The sequence below is a fragment of the Streptomyces sp. MK7 genome (assembly GCF_032658145.1).
In the GTDB taxonomy this organism is placed as follows: Bacteria; Actinomycetota; Actinomycetes; order Streptomycetales; family Streptomycetaceae; genus Streptomyces; species Streptomyces spiralis.
On sequence record NZ_JAVACL010000010.1, the window covers coordinates 61,157 to 87,068 of the forward strand.

The following is a 25,912-nucleotide window of genomic DNA, read 5'->3' on the forward strand; positions in this document are numbered from 1 at the left end:
CGGCCCAGGCACCCGGAGTGGCACTCTCCTCAGTCACCGGCGCGGCGGGAGTCGTCGGCGCGCCGCGTTGCCGGTCCAGGCGGCAGCTTCAAAGGCGGCCGGTCTTGGCCAGGACGGTCGTCAGGCGCGCCAGGCCCTGGGGTCCGTAGCCTTCCGTGACGGCGTGGTCGAGGATGCTCTTGGCCGCGGTGAGCATGCCCGCGTCGATGCCGTGGCTGGTGGCGGTGTTGATGATGTGCGTGATCCCCGACGCCGCGGACGCGATCGTAGACCGGTCTCCGGGATACCGGCCGGTCCGGATCTGCTCGGCGAAACGGGTGATCATCTCCGGGAGAAGTCCGCCGATCCCGGTGGCGAAGCTGGCGAACCGTTCGGGCTCGATGCCCTCGGCCGACGCCAGGGCGAAGGCGTGGACGACGCCGTTGACCGAGGTGGCGAAGATGTCCAGGAGCGCGACCTCGTAGGCGGATGCCCGGCCGGGATCGTCGCCCAGGTGCATCGCGGTGCCGCCCACGGCAGCCATCGTCTCCTCGACGGCCTCGTAGACGTGGCGGGCGCCGCTGAACAGGACGGCGGCCGCGGGAGTGCCGATGGCGGGGGCCGGGCTCAGAATCGCACCGTCCAGATAGTCGATGCGGCGTGAGGAGGCCCACCGGGCCATCTGGCGGGCCTGGGCCGGTTCGCCGCTGGTGAGGTTGATCAGGCGACGGTTCCCCCAATCCGCCGGCGCCTGTTCGAGCACGGCTCGCACCGCGTCGTAGTCGATGAGACAGGCTATGACCACGTGTCCGGCCTGTACCGCGTCCCGCACCGATCCGGCGGCCACCGCGCCCCGTTCGAGAAGGTCTCCGGCCTTTCCGGGCGTGCGGTTCCACACGGTGACCGGATGGCGGGCTCGGAGGAAGGCGGAGGCCAGGGCGCGGCCCATCGGGCCGAGGCCGAGGACGGTCACGGGCGTCGGACGGGTGGTTTCGTCAACGTGTGAGGTCATGCCTCGCACGCTAAACCTTCACATTGACGAGAAGGTCAAGTCGCTGCTGGACTCCCTCTCATGAGGATCGGTGAACTGTCACGGCGCACCGGCGTGAGCCGGCGCTCGCTGCGCTACTACGAAGAACAAGGGCTGCTCGCTCCCACGCGCCTGCCGAACGGATACCGCGAGTACGACGAACACAGCGTCACCGTCGTACGGCGCATCCAGATCCTGCTCTCCGCCGGACTCGGCACATCCGCCGTCGCGGAGATCCTCCCCTGCACCATCGACGACACCGTGGTGCTGTCGGGACGGTGCCCGGAACTCATCGACGGACTGGCGAACGAGCGCCGGCGGATCGACGCGGCGATCGACGACCTGATCGCCGCACGCGACATCCTCGACTCCCTCGTCGGACGCCCGCTGAACGCTCCGAATCCCCCTGCCCGTCACAGGCGTACGTATCCGACCGAGCCGGTCGGGGCGACGTGACCGCCCCCTCCGCCGACCACACCGATCAACACCCGGAAGTGCGCTCTTGACGGCGTGAGACCGCCGCCGCGTCTCCGGCCGACGGGATCAGGAATCGAGAAGTCCCGCAAGGGGATTGCGGCTACCGTGACGGCCATGGACCTGACGATTCATACGAGTTCCCTGCCGCACGACGACCCGGACGCCGCCCTGGCCTTCTACCGCGACATCCTCGGCTTCGAGGTCCGCAGCGACGTAGGGCACGGCAAGGCGCGCTGGATCACGGTCGGCCCCGTCTCTCAGCCGGAGACGTCCATCCTGCTGGCGCCCGCGGCCGCCGACCCGGGGATCACCGAGGCGGAGCGCGGCACCATCCTGGAGATGATGGCCAAGGGCACCTACGGGTGGATCCTGCTCGCCACCCGGGACCTCGACGCCACCTTCGACAAGGTGCAGGCCTCCGACGCCGAGGTGGTCCAGGAGCCGATGCTCCAGCCGTACGGCGTGCGCGACTGCGCGTTCCGTGATCCGGCGGGCAACCTGGTCCGCATCCGGGAGTTGCGCTCCGGCACCGAGTAGGGACGGGCCCGGTCGGTGGGTCAGCAGCCACCGGGCCGACACCGGATGCAGGAGCCCGCGGCGAGGAGCACCGGCATCACCGCGCTGAGCGGGACGGCGCGGGCGGCATGGGCCCGCGCGTACGGGACGACTCCGGAGGTGACGGACTCCTCCGCGGTCGTTGCCAAGGCCGGCCGGGTCAGCCGTATGGCCCTGGAGACTGCGGAGACGAGCACGACGAGCGCGACGAGCACGCCGATCAGCGCGTGCGCGGTGGATCCGGTCGGGCCGCTCACGGCCCTCGCCCAGGGCACCTTCGCCTCGCAGCAGGATCTGGCGGGGACGAGGCGGTCACACCCCGACCGCTCCGTCGACGCGTTCCCGGAGCAGGTCGGCGTGTCCGTTGTGACGGGCGTACTCCTCGATCATGTGGATGAGGACCCAGCGCAGGGAGACCGTGCCCCGCCAGGCGTCGTGGCCCTCGATGCCGAGGTGCGGAGCCTCGGCGACGAACGCCTCCGCGAAGGCGACTTCGGCGTGCCAGGCCGCCCAGGACGCCGCGACGACCTCGGGGTCGGGGACGGCGCCGTCGAAGTCGCCCTCGGGGACGTCCGTGGAGGAGAACCGCAGTTCGACGTCGTGTCCGGCCAGCACGGCCCGGAACCAGCGGCGTTCCACGTCGGCGAGGTGCCGGACGAGTCCCAGCAGCGAGAGCGAGGACGGAGCCACGGACCGCTGAGCCAACTCCGGTCCCACTCCGGAGCACTTCAGCTTCAAGGTCGCGCGTTGTGCGTCCAGCACAGCCGCGAGCATGCTCCGCTCGTCGCCGGTCGCGGGGCCGCTGAACCGGTCCTCGCTGCCGGTGCCGGTGAACAGTTCGATCCGTCGGTCGGGAATCTTCATGCCCGCATCATGGGCTCCAGGTGCCCTCGCCCGGAACCAGCCGTGGGCGTGGCACTGGGCACGAGCGCCCGACCGTCTGGACAGGGGACATCGCGCCGGCGCTCACAGGCCGGGGGCGTAGGACACCATGAGGGCGAACGCCGAGAGTGCGAGCAGGCCAAGGCAGTTGAGCCAGAACTCGGACTTGAGGAAGCGTGCCCGGATGTGCGCGTAGGCCGCTGCGAGGAAGTAGCAGACGACGCCCACGTTGGCGGCCACGCCGATCCCTGCCACGTAGATGCCCGTGATCAGGCCCGCGGCCGCGAGGAACTTGATCACGATGAGCGTCCACCACCAGTCCTCGGGGAACTCGACCCCGTTCAGGCAGGCACGGATGAAGGCCGGCGGGCGGATGGACATCACAGCGTCCACGGCGACGACTCCGGCGAGGACGGCCTGCGGCCACCAAGGTCCCGGGATCATGGTCATCGCCGCTCACTTCCTTGACTCTCGGTGATGAACTCCACGACGCGGACCAAGTCCTCGATCGGTCCGCTCACATCGGCCCCGCCGGTGCCGGCAGCGACGAAGAGCGTGCCGAGGTAGGCGAGATGGATCGCGCTCGCGCCCCGCGCCGCGGCCTCGGGCGCGAATCCGGCGCGGGCGAGGACGTCGCCGATCTCGCGCCGCAGCACCGCGGCGAGTTCGTCGAAGACGCCCGCCCGGTGTTTACCGGTGACGAGCGTCGCCGCGTAGTGACGGGCCAGATCGAGATCGCTGGTGAAGAGATCGACGAACGGCGCGAACAGGGCGAGAATCTCCTCGACGAGAGTGCCGGGGGCAGGGGCCGTCGGGCGCGGTTCGCCCCGCTCCTCTCGAGCCCGGTGCAGGGCGGAGATGCGCCGGTCGAACAGTTCGACCAGGATCGCCGCCTTGTCGCCGACCGCCATCACGGTGCCCACGCTCACGCCGGCGTCCGCGGCGATCTCCCGGACGGTGGTGGACTCGAACCCCCGGGCGGCGAACAGGCGTTCCGCCACACCCAGAACCCGCTCGCGGGTAGCTTCCCGCTGCTCTCTGCGCGAGATCACGCCAGCAATTCCTGAATACGTTCACTGAACACGTTCAGGAACATAGTGGGCCGGACCGATCCACGTCAACCGGGGCCCGCCGCCGATCTCCGGGCGCGTCAGCAGCCGGCGCCGATGAGTTTCGGGGCCCGGCGGGGTCTGAATCCGTACAAGCACCAGCCGCGTACGAGCTCTGTGAGGGAAACCATGACCAGCCACGCTCTGCCCCCCGTCGTCGACGCCGCGACGTGGGAGCGCCGGCTCGAGGCGCTGCGCGCCCGGGAGAAGGCCGCGACGCGGGAACTTGACGCCATCGCCGCGGAGCGCCGTCGCCTGCCGATGGTCGAGATGCCCGACTACACCCTCGAAGGCGAGGACGGCCCCGTTCGGCTGGTGGACGTCTTCGAAGGCAAGAGGCAACTGATCGTCTACCACCACATGTGGTTCGCCGGCCAGGAATGGCAGTGCCCGGGCTGCACGGGGTTCACCTCGCAGTACACGCGCCTGGACTTCCTGGACAACTACGACGCCCGCTTCGTCGTGGTCACCCAGGGCCCGATCGAGGAGGCACTCGCCTACAAGCACCGGGTCGGCAACCGGATGACGTGGTACTCGACCGCCCACAGCTCCTTCGGCGCCGACGTCGGCGCACCGCCGGACGGAGGATTCGCGGTCAACGTGTTCCTGCGCGACGGCGACACCGTCTATCGCACCTGGCACACCAACGGCCGGGGCACCGAGCAGCTCAGTCACACCTTCGCGCTGATCGACCTCCTGCCCTACGGGCGGCAGGAGGAATGGCAGGACGTGCCCGAGGGCTGGCCTCAGTCCCCCACCTACAGCCGCTGGGCGACGTCCAAGGACATCGCCGCGCTGTACGGCCCGGGCTCCGGCGACTGAGGGACCTCCTGCCACGGCGGGTCAGCCGCGCACCCGGTGGTGCCGCCGGTGCGCGGCGCGGCGCGCTCGTGCTTCCGGTCCGCGGTCCGTGCCGGCGCTCGTCATCCACGAGATCCTCGCGGGCCACGACGAGCACGCGCAGCGGATGCGCACCGCTCTGGCCCGGGCCGTGAGCGGGGTACTGTGCGCACTCGTCTCGCCGGCGGACCCGCGGGTGATCGTCATCGGCGGCGAATGGGGGCTGAGTCCGACCCTGATCCGCGACATCGAGCAGCACTTCGGCCGAACCCCGCGCCCCGTCCCCGTCACCGCGGCCACACTGCCCGCACCCGAACTGCGCGCGGCGCGCGTGCGGGCCGTGGAAGAACTCCGCTCCCTCATCATCCGGTCGGCCCGCCCCGCACGGGCGTAGGGTCTCTCTTCGGCCGTCCGCATGTCCGTGACGATGTTCCCGGAGGTCACCGGCCCCTGCCGGGCCCGGGTGACGTGATCCTCGGACCGAGGGGCTCCCGCGCGGCTACCGTGGCCCGGCGTGACCCACACCGAGATCGAGATCACCGCGGAGCTGATCCGGGATCTGCTCCACGACCAGCACCCCGACCTGGCCGACGGCCACCTCCGGCTCGGCGCGCGGGGCTGGGACAACCAGTTGTGGCGGCTCGGCGACGACCTCGCCGTCCGACTGCCCTGGGCGACACAGCGGGCAGACCAGTTGCTGCGCACAGAGCACGCCTGGGTGCCTCTGCTGGCCCCGCACCTTCCCTTGCCGGTTCCCGTACCGCTGCGCCTCGGCGAGCCCTCCGAGCGGTTTCCGCGGCCCTGGACGGTCACCACCTGGGTGCCGGGCGCGCCCGCGGACCGCGCCCCCGCCACGCGCGCCGCACACGCTGCCGACACCTTGGCCGCCTTCCTGACGGCCCTTCACCGGGCCGCCCCCGCTTCGGCGCCCGCGGGCGGCTACGGCCGTGGACGGCCGCTGGCGGACCTCGCCGAGCAGTTCGCCGAGCAGCTCGCCTCGGCCACCGGGCTGGGGCTGATCCCCGACCCGGACGCCGTCCGCGCGGTGTGGCACGACGCCGTTGCCGCCCCCGAGTGGGCGGGCCCGGCGCTGTGGCTCCACGGCGACCTGCACCCGGCCAACGTCCTGACCGGGGAGGGCACTTTCTGCGGAGTGATCGACTTCGGCGACCTCTGCGCGGGCGATCCGGCCTGTGATCTGGCTGCCCCTTGGATACTGCTGCCGGACGGCGCCGTCGGCCGCTTCTACGACGCCTACCGGCCGGCCCCCGACACCGCGACCCTGCGCCGCGCCCGTGGCTGGGCGGTGCTGCGCGCCCTCAGCGGCATCCTCATCGGACACGCCGGCATCCAGGGGCGGCCCGGCGGCAAGTCCACCTGGGGCCCACCCGCCCACGCCGCCCTGCGACGCCTGACCACGACGGCCCACCGCTGATCCGACCTCGTGCGGCAGACTCCGGCAGCGGCCGACGGGCCTCTCCACGATCCACCGTCCGCCGAGCCATGCCCCGGCCCGCCCGGACTCTCGTGGAGCGTGATGCCTGCCGACTGCCGGGGTGTTCAGCGGACGTAGCGGTGCATGGTGACCTTCGGGGCGAAGTCGGCCAACGGGTCGTCGGTTCCGCTGGTGCGTGGTGCGCGGGCCACTTCGCGGTCGAGGACGGCCTTGACGTGCGCGGCGAGTTCTTCGGCCTGCCGTGCGACCTCGACGATCGGCGAACGGGACGCCTTGAGTGCCTCCACCTTGCCCTCGATGTCGGCGAGTTCGTCGCGTGCCTGCCGGCTGAGGCTGAATTGCCGGGGTGTGGCCACCACGAACTGATAGGCGGCGGAGAAGGTCTGGCAGGCCGGGCAGTGCTCGTTGACGGACCTGCTGAGGTTGGTGGCGTTGATCAGGCGGGCGTTCCGGCCGGCCGTGGTGACGATCTGGTAGGAGAGGGCGACGGAACGGCACGGCCGCGCCAGGGAGCATCCTGCCGAGACGGCGGTGGCCCGGTTGTTGGCCGTCACCGCGATGGAGGGGCCGTAGGTGTGGAGCGTGAAGGACTCGTCGAACTGGCTCACATGAGCCCGGTCGGCGTGGCTGTGTGCGCCGTCGACAGCGATGGCGACGCCGTGGGAGGTGCCGATACGGCCGGGGGTGCTTGCGCGGGCTGAGGTGGTGACGGCCGTCATGACCAGACCGGCGGTGACGGTGACGGCGACACGGACGGCCGACCGGGTGGCGCTGGGGGTGCGGGGCTTGCGGTGGTGCATGGTCTGCTCCTGCGAGAGGTGGGGTGGTACGTGGTTCAGGACTGACTGGGGAACGAGGGCCCGGTCGCCGAGGGCGGGGGCGGGGGCGAGGTGGGGGGAGGCTGCGAGGGCGAGGAGGTGTCGGAGGGGGTGGCGGAGGGAGAGGCGGAGGGGGATGCGGACGCGCTCCGGCTCTGGCTCGGGGACGGATCGGATGCGGGGGTGGTGGGAGCGGGGCCGTCCTGAGTCGGGGAGGGAGCCCCGGTCCGTTCCGCTGCGGGGGACGGTGTGCCGGTGCCGGGCACCTGGGCCGACCTGGAGGCGGACGGCGGTGGGGTTGTCGGGGTGGTCCGGCCGGGCGTGGCAGGGTGATGGCCTTCCGCGAGCCGGCTCTGTCCGGGCACACCGCCGACGGCGGGGCGTGCCGGGGAGGGGTGCGGGGCCGGCGGCGTGGACCTGCCGGGTTGCAGGGCGGGGGTCACGGGCGCTGCTTCGGGCAGGGGTTGAGGGGTGAGGCCCTGTACCCAGGCCGTGACGAGTACGGCGCAGGCCGCGGCGACCGCTCCGGCCAGGGACACACGCACCACGGGCCTTCCCTCACTCGCCCTCACGGCGGCGCGCCACATGCGGGCGGTGAGCCTTCCTGCGAGGTAGGCGCCCCCCGCCAGCGGGCACAGCAGCATCAGCGTGCCGATCACCGCGACCAGTCCGGCCGCGATGTGCCCGTCGGTGAAGGCCGCATACGTTCCCAGGCACTGGCCTTTCAGGCCGCGAACCGCGGTGGCCAGCAGGCGCGGAAGGTTCCACAGGACGTAGGCCGCCTCTGCGAGCAGCAGCGGCACCATGGTCAGGACCCACAGCGTCACGACGGTCCTGGCCGAGCGTTTGAGGCCGGCCACCTGTGCGGCGGTCTGGCGGCGACCGGGCAGCATGCTCAGGAGGATGGGCTTGACCTTGCCGTACAGGTCGGGCACCCCGGCCATGTCGCCCAGGATGTAGTAGCCGTCCAGCCGCACCACCGGGAAGAGCTGCTCGAGGACCTCGAAATGCGCGAGGTAGACCGCGGCCAGGAAGAAGGGCTGGCCGGTGAGGAGGTAGCCGGCGGTGAGGACCAGCATGAAGACGACGTTGAAGTAGACGCCGCCCAGCCCGGTGCGCAGACGACCGGTCCTCCCGATCCGGTACACGTCGGTGACGTCGGTGTACATGGACGGCCAGATCAGGAAGATGCCGCAGCCGATCTTCCCGGGCACTGCCCCGCTGTACCGGCAGGCCGAGGCGTGCCCGAACTCGTGGAAGAGCAGGCTCGCCACGGTGAGGGCGAAGAGGATCAGCATCCACAGCGGCTGTTCGAGCACCTGGAGCACCGGGGTGATGGCTCCGTGGACGGCGAAGAGCCACACGTCCATGGCGACGGCGCCGGCCAGCACCAGTGCCACCACCAGGGGATGGTGCAGCCATGCCAGCGCGGCGGCGATCCGGGCCACCTGCGCCTCATGGAAGATCACTTTGTGGCCGCGCAGCGCCAGCAGCAGATCCGAGCGGGGCGCCGACACCTCCTGGGGGTCACCGTCGAAGGGGACGGTGATTCCGAGCGGGGTGAGTTTGCGCTCCACCAGGTGGACGATGTTCTCGGTGCTGACCTCGGCCCCGTAGCGGCCGCTGACGCGGTGGGAGATGGCCTCGGCGTCCCGGACCCCGTCGACTCCGGCGACGACCAGGTACAGCAACCGGGAGAGCTGGATGACCTGCCCGTCACCTCGGCGGACGATGTACCGGCGCTCGGTGAAACCCGATCCTTGGTATTCGCCGAGCAACTGCAGCCCCTGGCTCAGCCGGGGCACGGGCGCGGCGTTCGGGGAGGCGCATGCGGCGGTCACGGTGGTCGCCGGGGCGGCCGTGCGTCCGGCGTCGGCGGGCGGGTCCGGCGCCATGGTGGCGGCGGCCGGCTCCGGGCACGGCCCCGGGGGTGGGACACGGGCAGGCAGCGAGGTGAGTCTGCTGTTGTCTTCCAACGCCGTCATCGGTTTTCCTTCTGGGCGCATCTGACGTTCCGGCACATGTGCGCATGCCCTGCGGGACGGGCCGCCGGCGAGAAGCGGGCGTGGATCAGTGGCTCTCTGGCTGGTGGGCCGGGCGGGGCCGGGTCCGTCCTTGTGCGGACCCGGCCCCTGCCCGGCCCTGACCGTTACTGCTGCACGCTGATGGACTGCGCGGCCTCGGACTGCGCGACCGCGTACGGCGAGCACTGGTTCAGCGCGGCCGATTCGTTGTGCGCGTCCACGTGCGCGACCTTCCTCGTGACGGTGGACCACTTGGCGAAGTTGAACGAGAACTTGCCCAGCGCCTCACGCCCCGGCAGCAGTTCCGCGGTCTCGGCCTCGAGCTGTTCCATGTTCATGAAAATCTCCTTCCATGCCATTCAATGGGTGTGTGAGCAAAACGAGCACCGGTGAGTTACGGTCCGAACGCGTCCGCCGAGCCGCACTCAGTGCCTCATTTCGCACCTGCCGGCGCGAATCCGGCTGACAGTGAGTGAGCAGCGATCCATCTGCCACCATCACGCCGTCAGGAAGCGGACGGCACCGAAATCCCTTCCTCCGCAGCCAGGTCATGCGGAAACCCGGCTGCGGAGTCGGGAACGGCGGTATGGGGGGAGAACCGTCCGCCGTCCAAAGTCTCCGAACAGTTTGTCCGGAGGTCCCGGACAGTAGCCGAAAGGGAAGGAAAAACGCAAACAATCCAATTCCGACATTCGTTCAGAGTCGCACTGCTGTTCAGTCCCCCGCCCTCACCAGCAACGATCGCCCCAACGGGGCTGCACGGAGGCTGAGTTCTCGCGCCGTTGGCGCCGGTTCTTGTACGACTTTCCCAGCCGGCCATGGCACGGTGGCGGCGTCAGGCAGCGCAAAGGTGAGAAAGATCCTGTTCCGTCAGCCGCACTCGGATCCTCAGCCGACGGCGAGCCTGTAGACCGTCAGCAGGCTTCCTTCGACACGGACATGGAAATCGGGCAGACCTGTGCCGAGTTCGGGAACGGCCTTGTGGACGGCCTGAAGTTCCGCGGTACTGAGAACGGCGGCGGCTGCCTTGAACATGTCGGCCAACGTCGCCTCCGGCACCCGCCGGAGCGCGTCCGAGGAAAGCAGAACCACCGCCTCGCCGGAGCTGCTGCGCACGGCAGCGGTCACGGGGGCCCCCTGGACGACAAGCACCTGCTACCCCTCTCGCCAGCATGGCCTTTCCAAGGCACCGGATCCTGGCACGGCAGGAGGATTCTCTGGCTCTTCCGGCTCTTCTTCCGGCTCTTCCCGCGACCGTGAACCGCGTCGCAGCCACCGGATTTCGAGAAGATTCCGCCGAGCTTAGCGGGAGAGCCACCGCCGAGTGGGCGCACCTGGCGGGTGTGCATATGCTCGAATACCCGGGCCGGCGAGGACACGGATGCCTGGCGGCCGCCGGCCGTACGGCCCGCAGGACACGGACCGTACGGCCCGCACGGCTCGCCGTGCCAGGTCAGCCGGGCGTTGACGTCCCGTACCGGGACGGTGACTTCGTGCCGGGTACGGCCGGCCGGTATCCGAAGATCCGCGAAAAGACGATGTGTGCGAGAAGCGGGGTCATCCGCGTCCGCGCCAGGTGTGCTTGCTCACCGGCAGGGGCCCTGGGTCCTCGGCCGCGTCGATCTCCTCCTGGAGTTCGATCGCGTGCACGATGCTCCCGTTCAATGTCCGGCGGATGATGGGATCGGTGATGCCCCATGCGGTCATGGCCTCCTCCGGAGAAAGTGTCCGCGAGCCGGTCTCCTTGATCTCCCGTCGCGGCGCTTGAGGCCCGCGTTGTTCGGGAATGAGGCCGCTCTCCACCAGAATCCTGCGGTGATCGAGGTTGAGGACCGTTGCCCAGGTCGTCAATTGCGAGGGCAGCGGCAGGGTTTTGCCGTCCAGTGTCCGGCTGATGGTGGTCAGGCTCAGGCCGGTCGCGACCGCCAGTTGTGCCCGGCCGCCCTGTCGCCGGCGAACGTCATATCCGGCCGCTGTCGCCGCTCCGGTGAGATACGCGCCGACCCGCCGCGCCTGGGCCTGCCGGTCGGTCCGGCTTTCGTGGGGGGAATCTTCCACACTCCGCATGCCCGGAGAGTAGCGCGAAGGCATGATGGCACACGCCAGTTGCACGCGTGCACCTTTGCAGGTCACAACCTAGATCGGCATTTGTGCAGGCCACATCGCGAATCTCGTATCTGTGTGCGAATCAAAATACCCTTGCGTCACTTATGCCCGGCAACTTGCATATGTTGCACGCGTGTGGGTTAGCCACACGGCTGCACGTTGCTGAGGGGGTCTTTTGACCATGCTCCGCCTCCACATGGCCACGCTCCTGGCAAAGGCCGGGGAGCTCGGTGACCAAAGTGTCGCCGACATGGCGCAGCGCACCGGTATCAGCAGATCGACGCTCCACCGGCTGGCGGCCGGAACGAAACAGCCCAGCCTGGCCACACTGTGGACGCTGCGCGACGCCTATCGCGTCCGGCTCGACGCGCTTGTCTACGACGACATACAGACCCTCCAGCACAGCAGTCTTTCGCAACCACACCACGCGCCCTGACCGGACGGGCACCGCCCACGACGTCAGGAAAGCGGCCGGCCCGCAGCCGGAGGCGAGCCGGCCCCGCCGACCCAGCCGTACCGGCGACCCCGCCATGACGGCGACCGGCGCCGGCCCGCCCTCGGCCACCGGCGGCCCGAAGACGGGGCGTCGCACCGACGCAGCCCGCCCGAGAAATCCCATGCACCCACGATCAGGAGCACCCTTGACCACTCAGGTTCACCCCGCCCCGGACGGCGGCACCACGGGGGAAGAAGCACTCATCATCCGGGCCCAGCAAGGCGATCGCGAGGCGTTCGCCGAGCTGTACCGCAGGCACTACGGACTGATCGCCACGCTCATCGGCCAGCGCGTCAGATCCAACTCCGCCCTGGCCGAGGACCTCACCGCGGACGTCTTCATGAAGGCATGGGCCAAGATCGCCACTTTCACCTGGACCGGTAAGTCGATCCGTGCCTGGCTGTGCACGATCGCGCGCAATGTGGTCGCGGACCACTTCAAGACCGCCGCGGCACGCCACCTCACCTTCGTCGACCACATCACCCTGCTGACAGACGCCTGGGCGCCGCTGGTGAGCAACCCCGAGGACACCGTCCTTTCCTCGCTCGCCCTCGACGACCTGCACAACGCCCTGTCCGAGATCACACCCCGCCAACAGGCCGTCATCCGGCTGCGGTTCCTGGGCGGGATGTCCGTCAGCGAGACCGCCCGCACCCTCGGCACCACCGACGCCGCCGTGAAGACACTGCAATGGCGCGCCCTCGGCTCCCTCCGCAAGGCCTACGCGGGAGCCGCCGCATGAGCCCCGCCTTCGGCAAGAACATGGACGTCGAGCAGGAACTGATGACACGGCTCGGCGAACTCGCCCGCGCCTTCATCGCCGACCTCAACGCACAGGGCCGCCTGGTCGAGATCGGCGGCGCCGAAGCCCTCAGGCATCTGCGGGAGCAGCACGACACGCGGCAGGCCCCGCCACGGACCCATCCCGGTGGCGCGGAGGCCACCGACACCGCGGCGCACCTGGTACCGCGGGCACCCGCCGCCCTGTGGGAGGCGATCACCACGCCCGCCACCAGCCGGATCCCACCCAGCACCCTTGACGCATCCCACCCGCTGCACCTCCTCTACGCCCCCCACAACAGCCCGCACATGCCCGAGCGGGACAACGCCCCGGACAACGCCCCGGCCGCCGCACACGGCACCGGCACCGAGGAATCGCACGGCACTCACGAGAGCGCCATGGCCCACGACGGCCACGGCGACGGGCAGCAAGCAGGCCCTGAAGACCAAGGGCAGCGCGCCGGCCACGAGGAGCAGGGGCAGCAGGCAGGCCGCGAGGAGCCGGAGCAGTCGGCGGCCGCCCGAACGGCGGCCAGCCTGCGGGCCGAACACGCCGGCCGCCTCGACGTCACCCGGATCACCGCGGATCACGACCGCGTCACCGTCCACATCGAGGCCCTCTCACTGGCCGACTGGGAGTACTGGCTGAGCGCGATCGGCGCACCCGTGAACGCACCCACCCACCCCGCCGGAGGGGCCCAGACCGCCACCGGGCAGCTGGACGGCGTGGAGATCCACCTCACCGCCGACGCCGTACCCCGTCTGCTGGACGAAGCGGCGCGGAAAGCCACCGAACCGTACTGCCTGGCAGGCCGCGTCTACGACCTCGCGCTCCCCCACACCGACCGCCACGGCCAGACATGGCAGTACCACGGCCAACGCCAGGAGGACGACACACCCCTGCTCACCCTCCACGGCACCGGCAGCCCGCCCTACCCCCTGACGTCCATCCTGACCGCCAACGGGCCCCTCATCCCGAGCCCCGCCTCCGCGGACCGGGACACGGCGAACGGCTGCTGAACACCCATCACAGCACGAGACACCCCCCACGCCCCCCACGGGGCACAGCCGGACGGCAGGGTAGCGCACGGTCCCGGACCGGAAAAAGGTGCAGAACGTCCCGGCGGCAGCGCCGTTAGACTCAACGACAGGCGGTGACTGCTTCTGCACAGGAAGAACCGGCGTGCCCAACACACTGCAGGAAATGATCAAACACAAGCTGGACCAGAACGGCTGGTCCTACAGCGATGTGGCGCGTCGCGGCGGCATCTCCCGTTCAACGGTCCACCACCTGGCCACCTCCGCGCGACTGGCGCAGATGCCCCAGCAGAGCACCCTGGAAGGCCTGGCCAAGGGCCTGGGCATCCCCCTCCCGCCGGTGCAGCGGGCCGCCGCCGAAGCCGCCGGCGTCAATCTCTACCTCCACGACGCGCCTGAGGCCGCCGACCCCGAAGTGGCCATTCTCATCGCCAGCGTCCACAAACTCAGCCGGACCGACCGTCGGCATGTGGCCGTCCTCGTCGAATCGCTGCTGCGCGCCGACCAGACCCGATAGGGGCGCGCGAGCGTTCCGGGCGGGCGGGTGCCTTCAGTCAGGCACGTCACAGCGGACGCGGAAGCATCCGTGCCGCGTTGATCCAGTCGATGACCGCCTGCACGGTGACGCCGTCGAGCTCGGCCAGCTGGAAGACGGCCTGCACATCAGCGGCGTCCAGCGGCCGGCACACCGAGTCCAACACGCCGTAGAGGCGTACCCGATGGGCCTGGGTGGTGGAGGCGTGCTGCCCGCTGTGGAGGCCGGCTCCATCGGTGGGCAGAGATGATGTCGTGTCCAAGTGATCCCCCCTTTGAAGTGGGTGGAGCTGCGCCGGCCGGTGGCTCACGCTGGCCGGGCGAAGTGGTCGAAGGTCTTGCCGAGCCGCTCCTCGAGGGCTCCTGGGTCCGGCCGGGGTGACGCCTCGTCGAGTTCGCGGTGGACGCTGTCCCAGAAGGCGTTGACGACGGCGTGGTCGTACCAGTTGCCCACTGCTCCGTGCGCGGGTGCGCATCCCAGCGCACGCGCACGCTGGGTGAAGGAGCAGGCCAGAGGGGAGCGTTGGGCATTGAGGCCGGTCCCGTCACTCCCGTCGGCTCCTACCGTGCCGGCGGCCCGGGTGATCGCCGCCATGACAGCGCGGTGGACGAGTGGCCGGTCCGCCGACTCCGCGGTGCTCCAGCCCATCAGGCCGCGCGACGCGGCGTCCAGGACCACCGCCGAGTACAGGGGACGCCGACGGGTGGTGAAGGCCTGCACGTCGACGATCCAGTGGTCTCCTGGACTACGGGGTCCCGGCCGCCGGTCCGGTGCGTGCAGCCGTCCCGTCCTCCCACAGATCCCGGCTCGCTTCATCAACGACTCCACGGTCGCGTGGCTGACGCTGATGCCGTAACGGCACAGCAGTTGCTGCCCGATCCGGCGGTACCCGAACGCGCCGCCGGATTCCCGGTGGATGTCGGTGATCACGTCGGTCAGCCAGGCCCGGCGCAGTTCCCGCGCGGAGGGAGTGCGTGCCCGCCAGGCGTAATACCCGGACTCAGACACATCCAGCAGCGCTACCGCCCTGCGCACCGGAAAGCCCCGCGCCACCACACCGGCAATCACCTCGTACCGCCTTTTGGGGGCACCACCTGCTTCATCACGGCGATCGCCTCCCGTAACAGATCAACCTCGCCCTCCAACTCACCGATACGAGCACGGGCCCGCGCCAGCTCCGATGCGGACACGCGCACGCGCCGCCACCGGTACACGGTCTGCACGGAAACGCCCAGCTGCCGTGCCACCTCCTGGACCGAATGCCCCTCACCGACCAATTGCTCAGCACGCACACGCAGTGCCGCCGGATACGAACTGCTCACCGGATCCCACTCGTTCACGAACACTGCCGAAAGGACGGGCGGAACACGCGCTGTCGCGTCCGTCCACGCCCGTCATGGGAAACGGGCGGAAGTCGCTGCGCCGGCCCCGCCGTTCAGAGTCTCCGGACGGTTCGTCCAGAGATTCTGGACAGTAGCCGAAAGGGAACCGTCACCGCAAACCTTCCATTTCCGACATTCGTTCAGAAGCGTGCGCCCGTTCCCATCACCGAACAGGCGCGAGGACCGCCGGCACACGGCACACCGCGCACCCGACACAGGGCGACACGCAACCAGCTCTGCACCACCGCCACCACGGCCGGCCGGCACCCCTCTCCTGTCGAGAAAGGCGCTCCACGACAACCAGGGCAGCACCCACACACCCCCTCGCTCCCGCCCGCAAGGCCACGGCACGCTTTCTCACCGCACCGCTCCACAAGAAATGGGGCATTTTCAAAGAATGCATTAACACCGTCGGGTCTGTTTTTCTGCGTACTTACAAACGCCCCTGGCCGGCCGTGAATTCACCTGGTCGGATGCAGAACTCACAGACCGGTGCGCATTCCCGTGAAAGTTCCCCGGAAACGTCCGCTGAGCTGCAACTTTTCACGTCTCACGCTCAGTTCTCACGCATGGACGACGACTCAATCCAGCCCCGGAATTGCGACGAATTTGATGTAGCGTCACGTTCCGCACCAGGGCAAAACCGGCCCTGATGTTCGAAAGGAGATCAGGTGAAGACCATTGCTAAGGCAGCAGTAGGCACGCTCCTGGCGGCCGGCGCTGTCATGGCCCCCCTCTCCATGGAGGCAGCCGCCGCCCCGCTGCCGACGGTGAAGGCGGTGGCGCCCGCCGTCCACCTGGGCATGCACAACCACGCCCCCAGCCACCGCGCCTACACCTACCACCACACCGGTGAACTGCGGAGGCACTGCTACAACTACCGCAACGACTACTGGCGTCACGGCTACCGCGACAACTGCCGCTACTACAGCTGGGACTGGGACCGGTACAGCGACTACCGGGACTGGGACCGGTACGACAACCACCACAACTACCGGGACTGTGACCGCTACTGGCGCCGCTGACCCTACGACAGACGAGGCCGCCCGCCGTCAGGAACCTGACCGCGGGCGGCCTCGCCGTGCCCAGGATGCTCCGCGCAGCGGACGTACAGCGTCGACTACACGACCAGACCGGCCCGGACCCGACGGAACGCGGCTGCCGGGTCGGTGGCACGTGTGACCGCTCGTCCCACGACGACATGGGACGCGCCCGCGGCGATGGCCGCACGCGGTGTGCCGGGACGGGCGTGCTCGGCCGGGGAATCACCGTGCGGCGTGACGCCAGGAGTGACGATCAGGGCGTCGCTGCCGAGTACGCCGCGCAGGGCAGCGACCTCCTGGGGCGAGGCGATCACGCCGTGGCAGCCGGCCTTGGCCGCCAGGCGGGCCAAGCGGAGCACCTGCTCCTCGGTCGACTCGCCGACGCCGATGTCGGCCAGGTCCTCGTCGGTCATGCTGGTGACCACCGTCAAGGCAAGGACCCGCAGGTGGGGAAAGTCCCGCGCCGCATCGACGGCGGCCGTCATGATGCCCGTACCACCCATGCTGTGCACGGTCACCATGGAGACGCCCAAAGTCCCCGCGGCCCGGACCGCACCGGCGACGGAGTTCGGAATCTCGAAAAGCTTGAGGTCGAGGAAGACCTCCTTGCCCTGGGCGACAAGGTGCTCGACGAAGGCCGGGCCGGCCGCGGTGAGCAGTTCGAGGCCGACCTTGTAGAAGCGGCATGCGTCGCCCAGTCGGTCGACGATCTCCTCGGCCGTCTCGCGGCTGTCGCAGTCCAGGGCGACGATGACCTGGTGGTTCGGATGCATGGTGGCATTGTGCCCGCCGCCGCGGACCGGTGACCGTCGTGATCAGGTCGGCTGGACGGCGATCAGACAGATGTCGTCGTCGGTGTCGGCGATGTCGCAGGACAGCAGATGGTCCAGGTAGTCCTCGAGGCCGTCCACCGCGCGGCCGGCGGCGGTGAGCAGCGTTCGGAGGGCTTGGTCGATGTTCCCGTCGCGGCGCTCGATCAGGCCGTCGGTGTACATCAGCAGGATGTCCTGCGGCCGCAGCTCGTGCTGGGTCTCCTCGTACGCGGCGTCGTCGACGGCGCCCAGCAGCACTCCGTCCGGCGGTGTGAGGGCTTCGGCCTTCTCCCGGCCGACCAGGACCGGGGGCATGTGTCCCGCATTGGCCCAGCACAGGGTGCGGGCGACGGGATCGAACAGGCCGCAGACGACGGTCGCGGTGACCTGCTCGGTGAGACAGCAGGCGACGGTGTTCAGCCAGGAGAGCAGCCGGCCCGGCCCCGCACCGGTGATGGCCAGGCCGCGCAGGGCGTTGCGCAGGACGACCATGCCCGTCGCGCCGGCGATGCCGTGACCGGCGATGTCACCGACCGTGAGCAGCACCCGGTCGTCGGGCAGAACGACGGCGTCGTACCAGTCTCCGCCCACCCGCTGGTCCTCCTCCGCCGGACGGTAGCGCACGGCGACCCGCAGGCCTGCCCTGGAGACCGGCTGGACCGTCGGGGGCATGATCGCCCGCTGCAGCTGCCGGGCCAGGCGGCGCCGCTCCGCGGCCTGCTCCTCGGCGCTGGCCAGTCGGTCCTGGGTGGCGGCCAGCGCGACCTCGGTCCAGGAGAGGCGGGAGATGTCCTGGTAGGCGCCGCGTACCGCGACCAGGAGCCCGGAGGCGTCGCAGACGGGTTCGGCGACGACGCGCAGGTGGCGGACCACCCCGTCGGCGCGCCGGAGCCGGAAGGTGACCGCGCTCTCCTCCCGCTGGTGGAGCACGGTGCGCAGAAAGCGCCTCACGGCGCCGGCGTCGTCCGGGTGCGCGTGTCCGGGGAGCCGGTGCAGCGCGACCGGGGAGGTGCCCGGCGGCAGCCCGTACAGGGTGGACAGCGGCTCGGTCCAGGTGATCTCACCGGTGGTCAGGTTCTCCTCGAAGGCGCCGATCCCGCTGACTCGCTGGGCGTGCTGAAGCAGGTCGGCCCGCCGGGCGTCGCCGTCCGGGAGCCGCCAGCTGAGCAGCACCACGTCGCCGAAGCGGGCCAGCCCCACGGCGGCGACCATGGGCGGTGGGGCGGGACTGCCCGGGAAGGTGAGCACCGTGCTCTGGTCGCGGTAGGGGGTCCCGGTGTCGTGCACCCGCTCGATCCGCTCGAACAGCCCGCCGTCCGCGGCGAACAGAGGATATGCCTCCAGCAGCGGCAGCCCGGTCAGCGAGGAGGGGGGACGGCCGGCGGGGTCGGTGAAGCGCGCGTTGGTGTGCTCGATGACGAAGTCGGTGATCCGGCCGTCGCGGTCCCGCAACGGCCGTAGCAGGGCGGCGGAGTCCAGCACGCCGTCGAGCAGGGCGACGAGGCAGCCGGCCGTCGCGTCGGCCGGGCTGCCCGGCTCCGCACCGTGGCCGGACAGCGACAGGGCACACAGCTGCGCCAGGGCGTCCAGCTGCCGGGGCAGTGCGGGGTAGGTGCCGGGGCCGGTGGGGCCGGGCCAGTGGATCTCCAGGACTCCGACGCGCTGACCGCCGTCCCGGGCCGGCACGACTGCTCGTGTGCCACTGGTGCCACCGCCGAGGGTGGGCGGCAGCGAGCCGCCGGACTCGGCGGTCCACAGGGTTCGGCCCTCGGTGACGGCCCGCTGGGCCAGGGTGCCGACCCCGGGCGGGACGTAGCGCCAGCGGGCGGCCTCGGCGGGCCCGAACCCGGCCTCTCCGGCGAGCGTGAGCGAGCCGTCGGGGGCGGCCGACCAGACGGCGGCGGCGGTGGCACCGAGTGGCCTCAGGGCGCGGTCGAGGAGGGCACGGGCGAGGGCCCGGGTGTCGTCACCGGCCAGGATGGCCGCGGCCTCCGTCGTGCGCAGCCGCAGGGCGGTCCCCTGGCTCTGAGGCTCCGCGGCTTCCTCCGCTGTCCGGCCGGTGCCGGCCGGGGTCTGCGCGGCGTGGACTTCGGCGGCGGCGCAGGCGATGGTGTCCGAGGCGGCCTCCCCGACGATGTCGGCGGCGAGCTCGGGCAGGGCCGTCCGGGCGTCGGAGGCGAGCCGTCGCAGCTGCCGCGCGGCTTCGGCCGGAGCGCACTTGAGCCGTTCCACCAGGACGCCCTGGGCGAGTTCCACCAGAACCCGGGCCTCGCTCTCCTGCCGCAGGGCGCGGTTCTCGGCGCTCAGCCGGTGGACGGTGGCCGCCAGCCCGGCCACCCCTGTCTCACCGCGTCCCGTGGGAGGCGCGGCGGGTCCGGAGGGGGACCGCTGCCGCTCGGGCTCGTGCTGCTGCTCCGCCATGGCACTGCTCCTCGGGCGGGTACGCCGCGGGCGACTGCCCGCCGCGTGCCCCCCACCAGCACATCACACGTCGAGCCAGCGGCGCATGCAGTGGACCAGCTGCTGGGCGTCGACGGGCTTGGGCACGTAGTCGTCGGCTCCCGCGGCCAGGCATTTCTCCCGGTCACCGGACATGGCCTTGGCGGTGACCGCGATGATCGGCACACGGCGGGGGCCGGGCAGGGCCCGGATCGCCGCGGTGGCGGCGTAGCCGTCCATCTCCGGCATCATCACGTCCATCAGGACCAGGTCGACGTCCTCGTCGGCCACTGTCTCCACGCCTTCGCGGCCGTTCTCGGCGTGCAGGACCCGCATGCCGTGCAGCTCCAGGATGCCGGTGACGGCGAAGACGTTCCGGGCGTCGTCGTCGATGACCAGCACGGTGCGGCCGGCCAGCGGATCGGCCTCTTCGGCGGTGGGCTCCGGACCGGTGTCCGGTGCGGGGACCAGCGTGCCCTCGGCGGGGGGTTCCGCGGTGAGGTGGAGAGCGCCCTGGACCGCGGGATGCACGGTCGGCAGATACAGGGTGAAGCAGCTGCCCTCGCCCTGGGTGCTCCGGGCGTGGATGGAGCCGCCCAGCAGGTAGGCGATCTCGCGGCAGATGTACAGGCCCAGTCCGGTTCCTCCGTGCTTGCGGCTGGAGGTGCCGTCGGCCTGCTGGAAGGCGCCGAAGATGCTCTCCAGATGCTGGTCCGGGATGCCGATGCCGGTGTCGCTGACCCGGAAGGCCAGGGCCGGCCCGCTGTGGCGGACGGAGTCGGGCAGATCGGCGTCGGCGGTGTCGGCGGGTTCGATCCGCAGCTCGACCCGGCCTGCCTCGGTGAACTTGACCGCGTTGGAGAGCAGATTGCGGAGCACCTGGCGCAGCCGGGACTCGTCGGTGACCAGCTCGCAGGCGTCTTCGGTGGCCGTGACGACCTGGAACTCCAGGCCCTTCTGCGAGGCCAGGGGGCGGAAGGTCGTCTCCAGGTAGTCCAGCAGCTGACGCAGGCGGAAGCGTTCGGGGCTGATGTCCATCTTCCCCGCCTCGACCTTGGACAGGTCGAGGATGTCGTTGATCAGCTGGAGCAGGTCGGACCCGGCGGAGTGGATGACCTCCGCGTACTCCACCTGCTTCGGGGTGAGGTTGTGGCCGGGGTTCTGGGCCAGCAACTGGGCGAGGATGAGCAGGCTGTTGAGCGGGGTCCGCAGTTCGTGGCTCATGTTGGCCAGGAATTCCGACTTGTACCTGGAGGCGCGGGCGAGCTCCCGGGCCCGGTCCTCGATCTCCTGCCGTGCCTGCTCGATCTCCAGGTTCTTCGTCTCGATGTCGCGGTTCTGGCTGGCCAGCAGCGCGGCCTTGTCCTCCAGCTCGGCGTTGGAGCGCTGCAGTTCCTCCTGGCGGGCCTGGAGCTCCTCCGAACGGGCCCGGAGCTCGCCCGCGAGGCGCCGGGACTCGCCCAGGAGTTCGTCGGTGCGGGCGTTGGCGATGATGGTGTTGACGTGGACCCCGATGATCTCCATCAGCTGGTCCAGGAAGTCCCGGTGCAGCGGGGTGAAGCACCCGGTGGAGGCCAGCTCGATGACGCCGAGCACCTGCTCCTCCGCCGTGACGGGCAGCACGATGAGGCTGGCGGGGGCCGCGCTGCCGAGACCGGAGGAGACGGTGACGTAGTCGGCCGGGACGTCGTCCACCGCTATGGTGCGCCGGCTGCGGGCGGCCTGGCCGACCAGTGACTCGCCGAGCCGGAACCGCGTGGGGCGAGGGGAGTTCTCGGGGCGTCCGTAGGAGTCGATGAGGCACAGCCGTACCCCTTCGCGGGTGCCCTCGGAGAGGAAGAACGCGCCGTACTGCGCGGAGACCAGTGGCACCAGCTCGTCCATGACGAGCCGGGCGACGTCGTCCAGGTCGCGGCGGCTCTGCACCTGGCGGGAGAGCCGGGCCAGGTTGGTCTTGAGCCAGTCCTGTTCCTGGTTGGCCCGGGTGGTCTGCCGCAGGGACTTCACCATGGCGTTGATGTTGTCCTTGAGTTCGGCGACCTCGCCGGAGGCGTCCACGGTGATGGAGCGGGTGAGGTCGCCCTCGGCCACGGCACTGGTGACCTCGGCGATGGCGCGGACCTGCCGGGTCAGGTTTCCGGCCAGCTCGTTGACGTTCTCGGTGAGCCGCTTCCAGGTGCCGGAGACGCCCTCCACCTCGGCCTGCCCGCCGAGGCGGCCCTCGCTGCCGACCTCGCGGGCCACCCGGGTCACCTCAGCGGCGAAGGAGGACAACTGGTCGACCATGGTGTTGATGGTGGTCTTGAGTTCCAGGATCTCGCCGCGGGCGTCCACGTCTATCTTGCGGGTGAGGTCGCCCTCGGCGACGGCGGTGGTGACCTGGGCGATGTTGCGCACCTGGCCGGTCAGGTTGTTCGCCATGGAGTTGACGCTGTCGGTGAGGTCCTTCCAGGTGCCCGCCACGTGCGGTACCCGGGCCTGGCCGCCGAGGATGCCCTCGGTCCCCACCTCGCAGGCCACTCTGGTCACCTCGTCGGCGAACGCGGACAGGGTGTCGACCATGGTGTTGATGACCCCGGCGAGAGCGGCGACCTCCCCCTGGGCCTCGACGACGATCCGCTGGGAGAGGTCGCCCCGGGCGACGGCGGTGGCCACCTGCGCGATGGAACGCACCTGGCCGGTGAGGTTGTACGCCATGACGTTGACGTTGTCGGTGAGGTCCTTCCAGGTGCCGGAGACCCCGCGGACGGTGGCCTGGCCGCCGAGGTCGCCCTCGGTGCCCACTTCGCGGGCCACCCGGGTGACCTCGTCGGCGACCGCCGACAGCTGCTCGACCATCGTATTGATGGTCTCCTTCAGCTCGAGGATCTCCCCGCGGGCGTCCACGGTGATCTTCTGGGAGAGGTCGCCCCGTGCCACGGCGGTGGCCACCTGGGCGATGTTCCGCACCTGAGTGGTGAGGTTGCCCGCCATGGCGTTGACCGACTCGGTGAGGTCCTTCCACGAGCCCGACACGTCCGTCACCTGGGCCTGCCCGCCGAGGCGGCCCTCGCTGCCGACCTCGCGGGCCACCCGGGTCACCTCGGAGGTGAACCGTGACAGCTGCTCCAGCATGCCGTTGAAGACGGTGGCGATCTCACCGAGCAGCCCGCCGCCGTCCTCGGGGATCCGGGTGCGGAAGTCGCCGTCCCGGACCGCGGTGAGACCGGCGAGCAGGCGGTGCAACCCGGCCTCGTCCATCTGGCAGGCCGCACTCGTGGATCCGTCCCGCGCGGCCGCTCGGGAAGCCTCAGCCATCTCCGCTCCCGCCGTACTGGTCCGCCTCCCGGCTGGGCGACCGGGAAGCTGCCTGCAGGTGGCGGCCCTCGGCCCGCCCGGAGGCTGCGCGGCGGCCGCACCGTGTCTCCAGTGTGCCGCCGACGGGACAGGGCCGGACAGCTCTCGCGGGCGACCGTGGCCGGCCGCGGGCCGAACAGGCCGCCTCGCGGCAGGCCTGTTCGGCCGCCTGATCGCGTACGTGCCGACCCTGACCGCGCACGCGGGAGCAGAGGGTGTGGCACGGGGACGCTACCCGGCGGGCTCCGTGAGGGACCCGGCGGACCCGGTGACGTACCCGGCCGGCTCCGTGAGGGACTGCTCGGCCCGGATGACCTTGCCGTCGCGGGTGGGGCGGGTGCCCCACCGCCGGGTGAACCGGGAGATCAGGAACAGGCCGCGGCCGCCCTCGTCGGTGGTCTTCGAATGGCGCAGGTGCGGAGCGGTGGCGCCGGCGTCGAAGACCTCGCAGATCAGAACGTTGTCGACGATCAGGCGCAGCCGCACGGGTCCGGTGGCGTGCCGGATGGCGTTGGTGACCAGTTCGCTGACGACCAGCTCGGTGGCGAAGGACAGCTCGTCCAGGCCCCGTGCGGTCAGCTGCCGGGTGGCCCGCCTTGCGCATCTCGGGGACCGCGGCCGGATCGGTCGGCAGATCCCAGGAGGCGACCCGCCCGGTGTCCAGCCGCCTGGTTCTGGCCATCAGCAGGACGACGTCGTCGCGGGGGCGCGCCGGGGCCAGGGCGTCGACCACGGCCCGGCACCGGTCGTCGAGGGACTCCCCCGCCTGTGCCACGGCGGCGCCCAGGCACGCCTCGATGTCACCGGGGCGGGTCGTCTCGGCGCCGGGCAGGCCGTCGGTGTGGAGGGCGAGGACGCTGCCCTCGGCCAGGGTGAGCTCGACGGCCTCGAACGGCGGACCGCCGGTGCCGAGGGCCGGGCCGAGGGGGAGGCCGGTGCGGGCGACCGTGCCGTCCGGGGCGGCGACCAGCGGAGCGAGACGGCCCGCGGTGGCCATCCCGCACTGCCCGGTGACCGGGTCGTACACCACGTAGAGGCAGCTCGTCCCGATCGCCTGCGGTCCTTGGCCGGGAGTGCCGCTGGGACCGGGAGTGCCGCTGCCGTGCTCGTGCGCGGCTCTGCCGACCAGGTCGTCGAGGTGGGCGAGGACCTCGTCGGGCGGCAGGTCCAGGCCGGCGAGTGTCCGGACGGCGCTGCGCAGCCGGCCCGTCGCGGCGGCCGCGTCGATGCCGTGGCCGGGCACCTCCCCCACCACCAGGGCGACGCGGGCCCCGGACAGCGGGATGACGTCGAACCAGTCGCCGCCCAGGCCGGTCAGTTCGTCGGCCGGCCGGTAGCAGGCGGCGACCTCGACGGCGTTCAGGTCGGGCAGGCGGTGCGGCAGCAGGCCGCGCTGGAGCGCCAGGGCCTGGTGCCGTTCCCGGGTGTAGCGGCGGGCGTTGTCCACGCACACGGCCGCACGGGCCACGAGATCGTCCGCCAGGCTGAGGTCGTCCGCGTCGAAGGTTTCCTGGCGGCGGCGCCGGAAGAACGTGGCCACTCCCAGGGTGGCGCCTCGTGCACGCATCGGCACGATCATCACGCTGTGCAGGCCGAGTTCGAGGAACGTGGCTTCCCGGCCGCCCGGTATGTTGGTCGCCCACTCCTTCGCGAGCGGATCCAGGCGTTCCGCACGCCACGACTCGCCGCTGGTCAGACAGCGCACGGGGGGGTGACCCCGCCAGGTACCGGGCCACGTCGCCGACGGCGACGACGGCCTCCGGAACGCCGTCGTTCACCGACTGGTGCCCGGCACGCCGCAACGCCACCGTGCCCGCGCCGGGGGCCGGTTCGCCCCCGCTGAGGACGCTTTCCACCAGGTCGACCGCCACGAAGTCGGCCAGTTCGGGCACCGCGACGTCGGCCAGTTCCTGCGCGGTCCGAGTGACGTCCAGCGTGCTGCCGATGTGCTGTCCTGCCCGGTCCAGCAGGGCCAGCCGCGTTCGTGCCCGGTAGCCCTCGGTGACGTCGACGACCGTGTACGAGACTCCGATCGGGTGGCCGAGGTCGTCGTCGAGCCGGGTGAACGACATCGCGTGCGCCGTCTCCCGGTGCGGGCTGGACCGTATCCGCCCCACGTGCTCGTGGGCGACCACCGGATCCCCGGTCTCCAGCACCCGCCGCATCTGCGCCTCGATCGCCTTGGTGGCCAGACCCGGCTGGATCTCCGCGAGTCGCCGTCCGATCCGGCCGGCAGCCGGGCCGCCGCCGTACTGCTCCAGGGCGGCGTTCGACCACACGAACCGCAGATCCGTGTCCACGACGGCGATGCCCAGCGGCGAATGCTCGACCATCCGCTCCAGCACAGCGCGGCTCATGTCCCAGCCCGCGGCGCCGGCCATGCCGGCGACCAGCGCCACCCGGCGCGGGGACCCGCCCCTCTCCAGCACCGGGACCACCCGCACCATCACCGCCAGGGGGCATCCGTCCCGGCGCCGGACCGACACCGGGCCCGCCCAGCCGCCGTCGCGGCGGCACCGCTCCCTCAACTCCGGGAGACGGGCGGCGTCGTCACCGGCCAGCAGCTCCGCCGCGCTCCGGCCCAGCACCTCGGCGGCCGCATACCCCAGCAGCCGTTCCGCGTCCCGGCCCCAGCGGACCACCACCGCCTGCACGTCCAGCACCAGCGGCGCGGCATCCGCCACGCAGCCGTTCCGCGTCCCGGCCCCAGCCGACCACCACCGCCTGCGCGTCCAGCACCAGCGGCGCGGCATCCGCCACGTCGAATCGCCCCAA

General features: G+C 71.0%; 26 protein-coding genes and 1 pseudogene. 10 read left to right on the top strand and 17 right to left on the bottom strand.

What is annotated here, in order from left to right; genetic code table 11:
• Nucleotides 1-88 precede the first annotated feature (88 nt).
• Complete coding sequence (locus R2S09_RS14365) at nucleotides 89-991, bottom strand: NAD(P)-binding domain-containing protein (protein WP_316741373.1); 903 nt, start codon at nucleotides 989-991, stop codon at nucleotides 89-91.
• A gap of 60 nt (nucleotides 992-1,051) precedes the next feature.
• Between R2S09_RS14365 and R2S09_RS14370 the strand changes: the two genes are divergently transcribed.
• Nucleotides 1,052-1,465 (top strand): MerR family transcriptional regulator, encoded by a 414-nt coding sequence (locus tag R2S09_RS14370; protein WP_316741374.1) that lies wholly within the window; start codon nucleotides 1,052-1,054, stop codon nucleotides 1,463-1,465.
• A 135-nt stretch (nucleotides 1,466-1,600) separates the two neighbouring features.
• Nucleotides 1,601-2,023 (top strand): VOC family protein, encoded by a 423-nt coding sequence (locus R2S09_RS14375; RefSeq protein ID WP_306189645.1) that lies wholly within the window; start codon nucleotides 1,601-1,603, stop codon nucleotides 2,021-2,023.
• Between the two features lie 20 nt (nucleotides 2,024-2,043).
• On the opposite strand, the gene R2S09_RS14380 is transcribed toward R2S09_RS14375, so the two are convergent.
• From R2S09_RS14380 to R2S09_RS14395, 4 genes are all read right to left on the bottom strand, one after another.
• Complete coding sequence (locus tag R2S09_RS14380) at nucleotides 2,044-2,298, bottom strand: hypothetical protein (RefSeq protein WP_306189646.1); 255 nt, start codon at nucleotides 2,296-2,298, stop codon at nucleotides 2,044-2,046.
• 55 nt (nucleotides 2,299-2,353) lie between these two features.
• Entirely contained in the window at nucleotides 2,354-2,905 is a 552-nt protein-coding gene (locus tag R2S09_RS14385) for a DinB family protein (protein ID WP_306189748.1), read from the bottom strand.
• Nucleotides 2,906-3,007: 102 nt separating this feature from the next.
• On the bottom strand, nucleotides 3,008-3,373 hold the full coding sequence (locus tag R2S09_RS14390; protein ID WP_316741375.1) for a DoxX family protein: 366 nt from the start codon (nucleotides 3,371-3,373) through the stop codon (nucleotides 3,008-3,010).
• Nucleotides 3,370-3,975 carry a TetR/AcrR family transcriptional regulator gene (locus R2S09_RS14395; protein WP_306189647.1) on the bottom strand — a complete coding sequence of 202 codons (606 nt, stop codon included), beginning with the start codon at nucleotides 3,973-3,975 and terminating at the stop codon, nucleotides 3,370-3,372. The genes R2S09_RS14390 and R2S09_RS14395 overlap by 4 nt, the downstream gene beginning before the upstream one ends.
• A 186-nt stretch (nucleotides 3,976-4,161) precedes the next feature.
• On the opposite strand from R2S09_RS14395, the gene R2S09_RS14400 reads away from it, so the two are divergent.
• From R2S09_RS14400 to R2S09_RS14410, 3 genes are all read left to right on the top strand, one after another.
• A complete protein-coding gene (locus tag R2S09_RS14400) occupies nucleotides 4,162-4,854 on the top strand; it encodes a DUF899 family protein (RefSeq protein WP_306189648.1) in 693 nt (230 codons plus the stop codon).
• A gap of 88 nt (nucleotides 4,855-4,942) precedes the next feature.
• Nucleotides 4,943-5,266: a hypothetical protein gene (locus R2S09_RS14405; protein ID WP_316741376.1), complete on the top strand. Its 324-nt coding sequence runs from the start codon at nucleotides 4,943-4,945 to the stop codon at nucleotides 5,264-5,266.
• A 120-nt stretch (nucleotides 5,267-5,386) separates the two neighbouring features.
• A complete protein-coding gene (locus tag R2S09_RS14410; protein WP_306189650.1) occupies nucleotides 5,387-6,307 on the top strand; it encodes a phosphotransferase in 921 nt (306 codons plus the stop codon).
• A 125-nt stretch (nucleotides 6,308-6,432) separates the two neighbouring features.
• On the opposite strand, the gene R2S09_RS14415 is transcribed toward R2S09_RS14410, so the two are convergent.
• The 5 genes from R2S09_RS14415 to R2S09_RS14435 all read right to left on the bottom strand — a co-directional run bounded on the left by R2S09_RS14415 (nucleotide 6,433) and on the right by R2S09_RS14435 (nucleotide 11,237).
• Nucleotides 6,433-7,128, bottom strand: coding sequence for a hypothetical protein (locus R2S09_RS14415; protein WP_306189651.1), 696 nt, complete (start codon nucleotides 7,126-7,128; stop codon nucleotides 6,433-6,435).
• Nucleotides 7,129-7,163: 35 nt separating this feature from the next.
• Nucleotides 7,164-9,131, bottom strand: coding sequence for a hypothetical protein (locus tag R2S09_RS14420; protein ID WP_306189652.1), 1,968 nt, complete (start codon nucleotides 9,129-9,131; stop codon nucleotides 7,164-7,166).
• A 164-nt stretch (nucleotides 9,132-9,295) separates the two neighbouring features.
• A complete protein-coding gene (locus R2S09_RS14425; protein ID WP_030176057.1) occupies nucleotides 9,296-9,508 on the bottom strand; it encodes a hypothetical protein in 213 nt (70 codons plus the stop codon).
• Nucleotides 9,509-10,058: 550 nt separating this feature from the next.
• Nucleotides 10,059-10,298 (bottom strand): hypothetical protein, encoded by a 240-nt coding sequence (locus R2S09_RS14430; protein ID WP_306189653.1) that lies wholly within the window; start codon nucleotides 10,296-10,298, stop codon nucleotides 10,059-10,061.
• A 429-nt stretch (nucleotides 10,299-10,727) separates the two neighbouring features.
• Nucleotides 10,728-11,237, bottom strand: a complete 510-nt coding sequence (locus R2S09_RS14435; RefSeq protein WP_306189654.1) for a transcriptional regulator — start codon at nucleotides 11,235-11,237, stop codon at nucleotides 10,728-10,730.
• Between the two features lie 235 nt (nucleotides 11,238-11,472).
• Between R2S09_RS14435 and R2S09_RS14440 the strand changes: the two genes are divergently transcribed.
• The 4 genes from R2S09_RS14440 (at nucleotide 11,473) to R2S09_RS14455 (ending at nucleotide 14,107) form a co-directional block, all read left to right on the top strand.
• Entirely contained in the window at nucleotides 11,473-11,712 is a 240-nt protein-coding gene (locus R2S09_RS14440; protein ID WP_306189655.1) for a helix-turn-helix domain-containing protein, read from the top strand.
• Nucleotides 11,713-11,917: 205 nt separating this feature from the next.
• Nucleotides 11,918-12,514, top strand: a complete 597-nt coding sequence (locus R2S09_RS14445) for an RNA polymerase sigma factor (RefSeq protein ID WP_306189656.1) — start codon at nucleotides 11,918-11,920, stop codon at nucleotides 12,512-12,514.
• Nucleotides 12,511-13,572, top strand: coding sequence for a BN159_2729 family protein (locus R2S09_RS14450; RefSeq protein ID WP_306189657.1), 1,062 nt, complete (start codon nucleotides 12,511-12,513; stop codon nucleotides 13,570-13,572). Before R2S09_RS14445 ends, R2S09_RS14450 begins: the two co-directional genes overlap by 4 nt.
• Before the next feature lie 184 nt (nucleotides 13,573-13,756).
• Nucleotides 13,757-14,107 carry a helix-turn-helix transcriptional regulator gene (locus R2S09_RS14455; RefSeq protein WP_306189658.1) on the top strand — a complete coding sequence of 117 codons (351 nt, stop codon included), beginning with the start codon at nucleotides 13,757-13,759 and terminating at the stop codon, nucleotides 14,105-14,107.
• Nucleotides 14,108-14,153: 46 nt separating this feature from the next.
• Here the strand turns inward: R2S09_RS14455 and R2S09_RS14460 are convergent, their stop codons facing one another.
• Genes R2S09_RS14460 through R2S09_RS14470 form a run of 3 tightly spaced genes read right to left on the bottom strand, consistent with a single transcriptional unit; the run spans nucleotide 14,154 to nucleotide 15,471 of the window.
• The gene (locus R2S09_RS14460) at nucleotides 14,154-14,387 is read right to left on the bottom strand and encodes a hypothetical protein (protein WP_306189659.1); all 234 of its coding nucleotides are present in this window, start codon (nucleotides 14,385-14,387) and stop codon (nucleotides 14,154-14,156) included.
• A 44-nt stretch (nucleotides 14,388-14,431) separates the two neighbouring features.
• A complete protein-coding gene (locus tag R2S09_RS14465) occupies nucleotides 14,432-15,133 on the bottom strand; it encodes an IS3 family transposase (RefSeq protein ID WP_316741377.1) in 702 nt (233 codons plus the stop codon).
• A gap of 56 nt (nucleotides 15,134-15,189) precedes the next feature.
• Nucleotides 15,190-15,471 carry a helix-turn-helix domain-containing protein gene (locus R2S09_RS14470; RefSeq protein ID WP_306189661.1) on the bottom strand — a complete coding sequence of 94 codons (282 nt, stop codon included), beginning with the start codon at nucleotides 15,469-15,471 and terminating at the stop codon, nucleotides 15,190-15,192.
• 707 nt (nucleotides 15,472-16,178) lie between these two features.
• On the opposite strand from R2S09_RS14470, the gene R2S09_RS14475 reads away from it, so the two are divergent.
• Entirely contained in the window at nucleotides 16,179-16,532 is a 354-nt protein-coding gene (locus tag R2S09_RS14475; RefSeq protein WP_316741381.1) for a hypothetical protein, read from the top strand.
• 95 nt (nucleotides 16,533-16,627) lie between these two features.
• On the opposite strand, the gene pyrF is transcribed toward R2S09_RS14475, so the two are convergent.
• The 4 genes and pseudogenes from pyrF to R2S09_RS14495 all read right to left on the bottom strand — a co-directional run bounded on the left by pyrF (nucleotide 16,628) and on the right by R2S09_RS14495 (nucleotide 25,890).
• Complete coding sequence (gene pyrF, locus R2S09_RS14480) at nucleotides 16,628-17,323, bottom strand: orotidine-5'-phosphate decarboxylase (RefSeq protein WP_316741382.1); 696 nt, start codon at nucleotides 17,321-17,323, stop codon at nucleotides 16,628-16,630.
• Nucleotides 17,324-17,365: 42 nt separating this feature from the next.
• On the bottom strand, nucleotides 17,366-19,783 hold the full coding sequence (locus R2S09_RS14485; RefSeq protein ID WP_316741384.1) for a SpoIIE family protein phosphatase: 2,418 nt from the start codon (nucleotides 19,781-19,783) through the stop codon (nucleotides 17,366-17,368).
• Between the two features lie 63 nt (nucleotides 19,784-19,846).
• A complete protein-coding gene (locus tag R2S09_RS14490; RefSeq protein ID WP_399143947.1) occupies nucleotides 19,847-23,098 on the bottom strand; it encodes a HAMP domain-containing protein in 3,252 nt (1,083 codons plus the stop codon).
• Nucleotides 23,099-23,368: 270 nt separating this feature from the next.
• Nucleotides 23,369-25,890: pseudogene (locus R2S09_RS14495) on the bottom strand (SpoIIE family protein phosphatase).
• Nucleotides 25,891-25,912: the final 22 nt, after the last annotated feature.

Excerpts from the sequence above, each read along its gene's own strand:
- R2S09_RS14365 (WP_316741373.1), bottom strand. The coding sequence starts at position 991 with ATGACCTCACACGTTGACGAAACCACCCGTCCGACGCCCGTGACCGTC.
- R2S09_RS14370 (WP_316741374.1), top strand. The coding sequence starts at position 1,052 with ATGAGGATCGGTGAACTGTCACGGCGCACCGGCGTGAGCCGGCGCTCG.
- R2S09_RS14375 (WP_306189645.1), top strand. The coding sequence starts at position 1,601 with ATGGACCTGACGATTCATACGAGTTCCCTGCCGCACGACGACCCGGAC.
- R2S09_RS14385 (WP_306189748.1), bottom strand. The coding sequence starts at position 2,905 with ATGAAGATTCCCGACCGACGGATCGAACTGTTCACCGGCACCGGCAGC.
- R2S09_RS14390 (WP_316741375.1), bottom strand. The coding sequence starts at position 3,373 with ATGACCATGATCCCGGGACCTTGGTGGCCGCAGGCCGTCCTCGCCGGA.
- R2S09_RS14400 (WP_306189648.1), top strand. The coding sequence starts at position 4,162 with ATGACCAGCCACGCTCTGCCCCCCGTCGTCGACGCCGCGACGTGGGAG.
- R2S09_RS14415 (WP_306189651.1), bottom strand. The coding sequence starts at position 7,128 with ATGCACCACCGCAAGCCCCGCACCCCCAGCGCCACCCGGTCGGCCGTC.
- R2S09_RS14420 (WP_306189652.1), bottom strand. The coding sequence starts at position 9,131 with ATGACGGCGTTGGAAGACAACAGCAGACTCACCTCGCTGCCTGCCCGT.
- R2S09_RS14425 (WP_030176057.1), bottom strand. The coding sequence starts at position 9,508 with ATGAACATGGAACAGCTCGAGGCCGAGACCGCGGAACTGCTGCCGGGG.
- R2S09_RS14435 (WP_306189654.1), bottom strand. The coding sequence starts at position 11,237 with ATGCGGAGTGTGGAAGATTCCCCCCACGAAAGCCGGACCGACCGGCAG.
- R2S09_RS14440 (WP_306189655.1), top strand. The coding sequence starts at position 11,473 with ATGGCCACGCTCCTGGCAAAGGCCGGGGAGCTCGGTGACCAAAGTGTC.
- R2S09_RS14450 (WP_306189657.1), top strand. The coding sequence starts at position 12,511 with ATGAGCCCCGCCTTCGGCAAGAACATGGACGTCGAGCAGGAACTGATG.
- R2S09_RS14455 (WP_306189658.1), top strand. The coding sequence starts at position 13,757 with ATGATCAAACACAAGCTGGACCAGAACGGCTGGTCCTACAGCGATGTG.
- pyrF (WP_316741382.1), bottom strand. The coding sequence starts at position 17,323 with ATGCATCCGAACCACCAGGTCATCGTCGCCCTGGACTGCGACAGCCGC.
- R2S09_RS14485 (WP_316741384.1), bottom strand. The coding sequence starts at position 19,783 with ATGGCGGAGCAGCAGCACGAGCCCGAGCGGCAGCGGTCCCCCTCCGGA.
- R2S09_RS14490 (WP_399143947.1), bottom strand. The coding sequence starts at position 23,098 with ATGGCTGAGGCTTCCCGAGCGGCCGCGCGGGACGGATCCACGAGTGCG.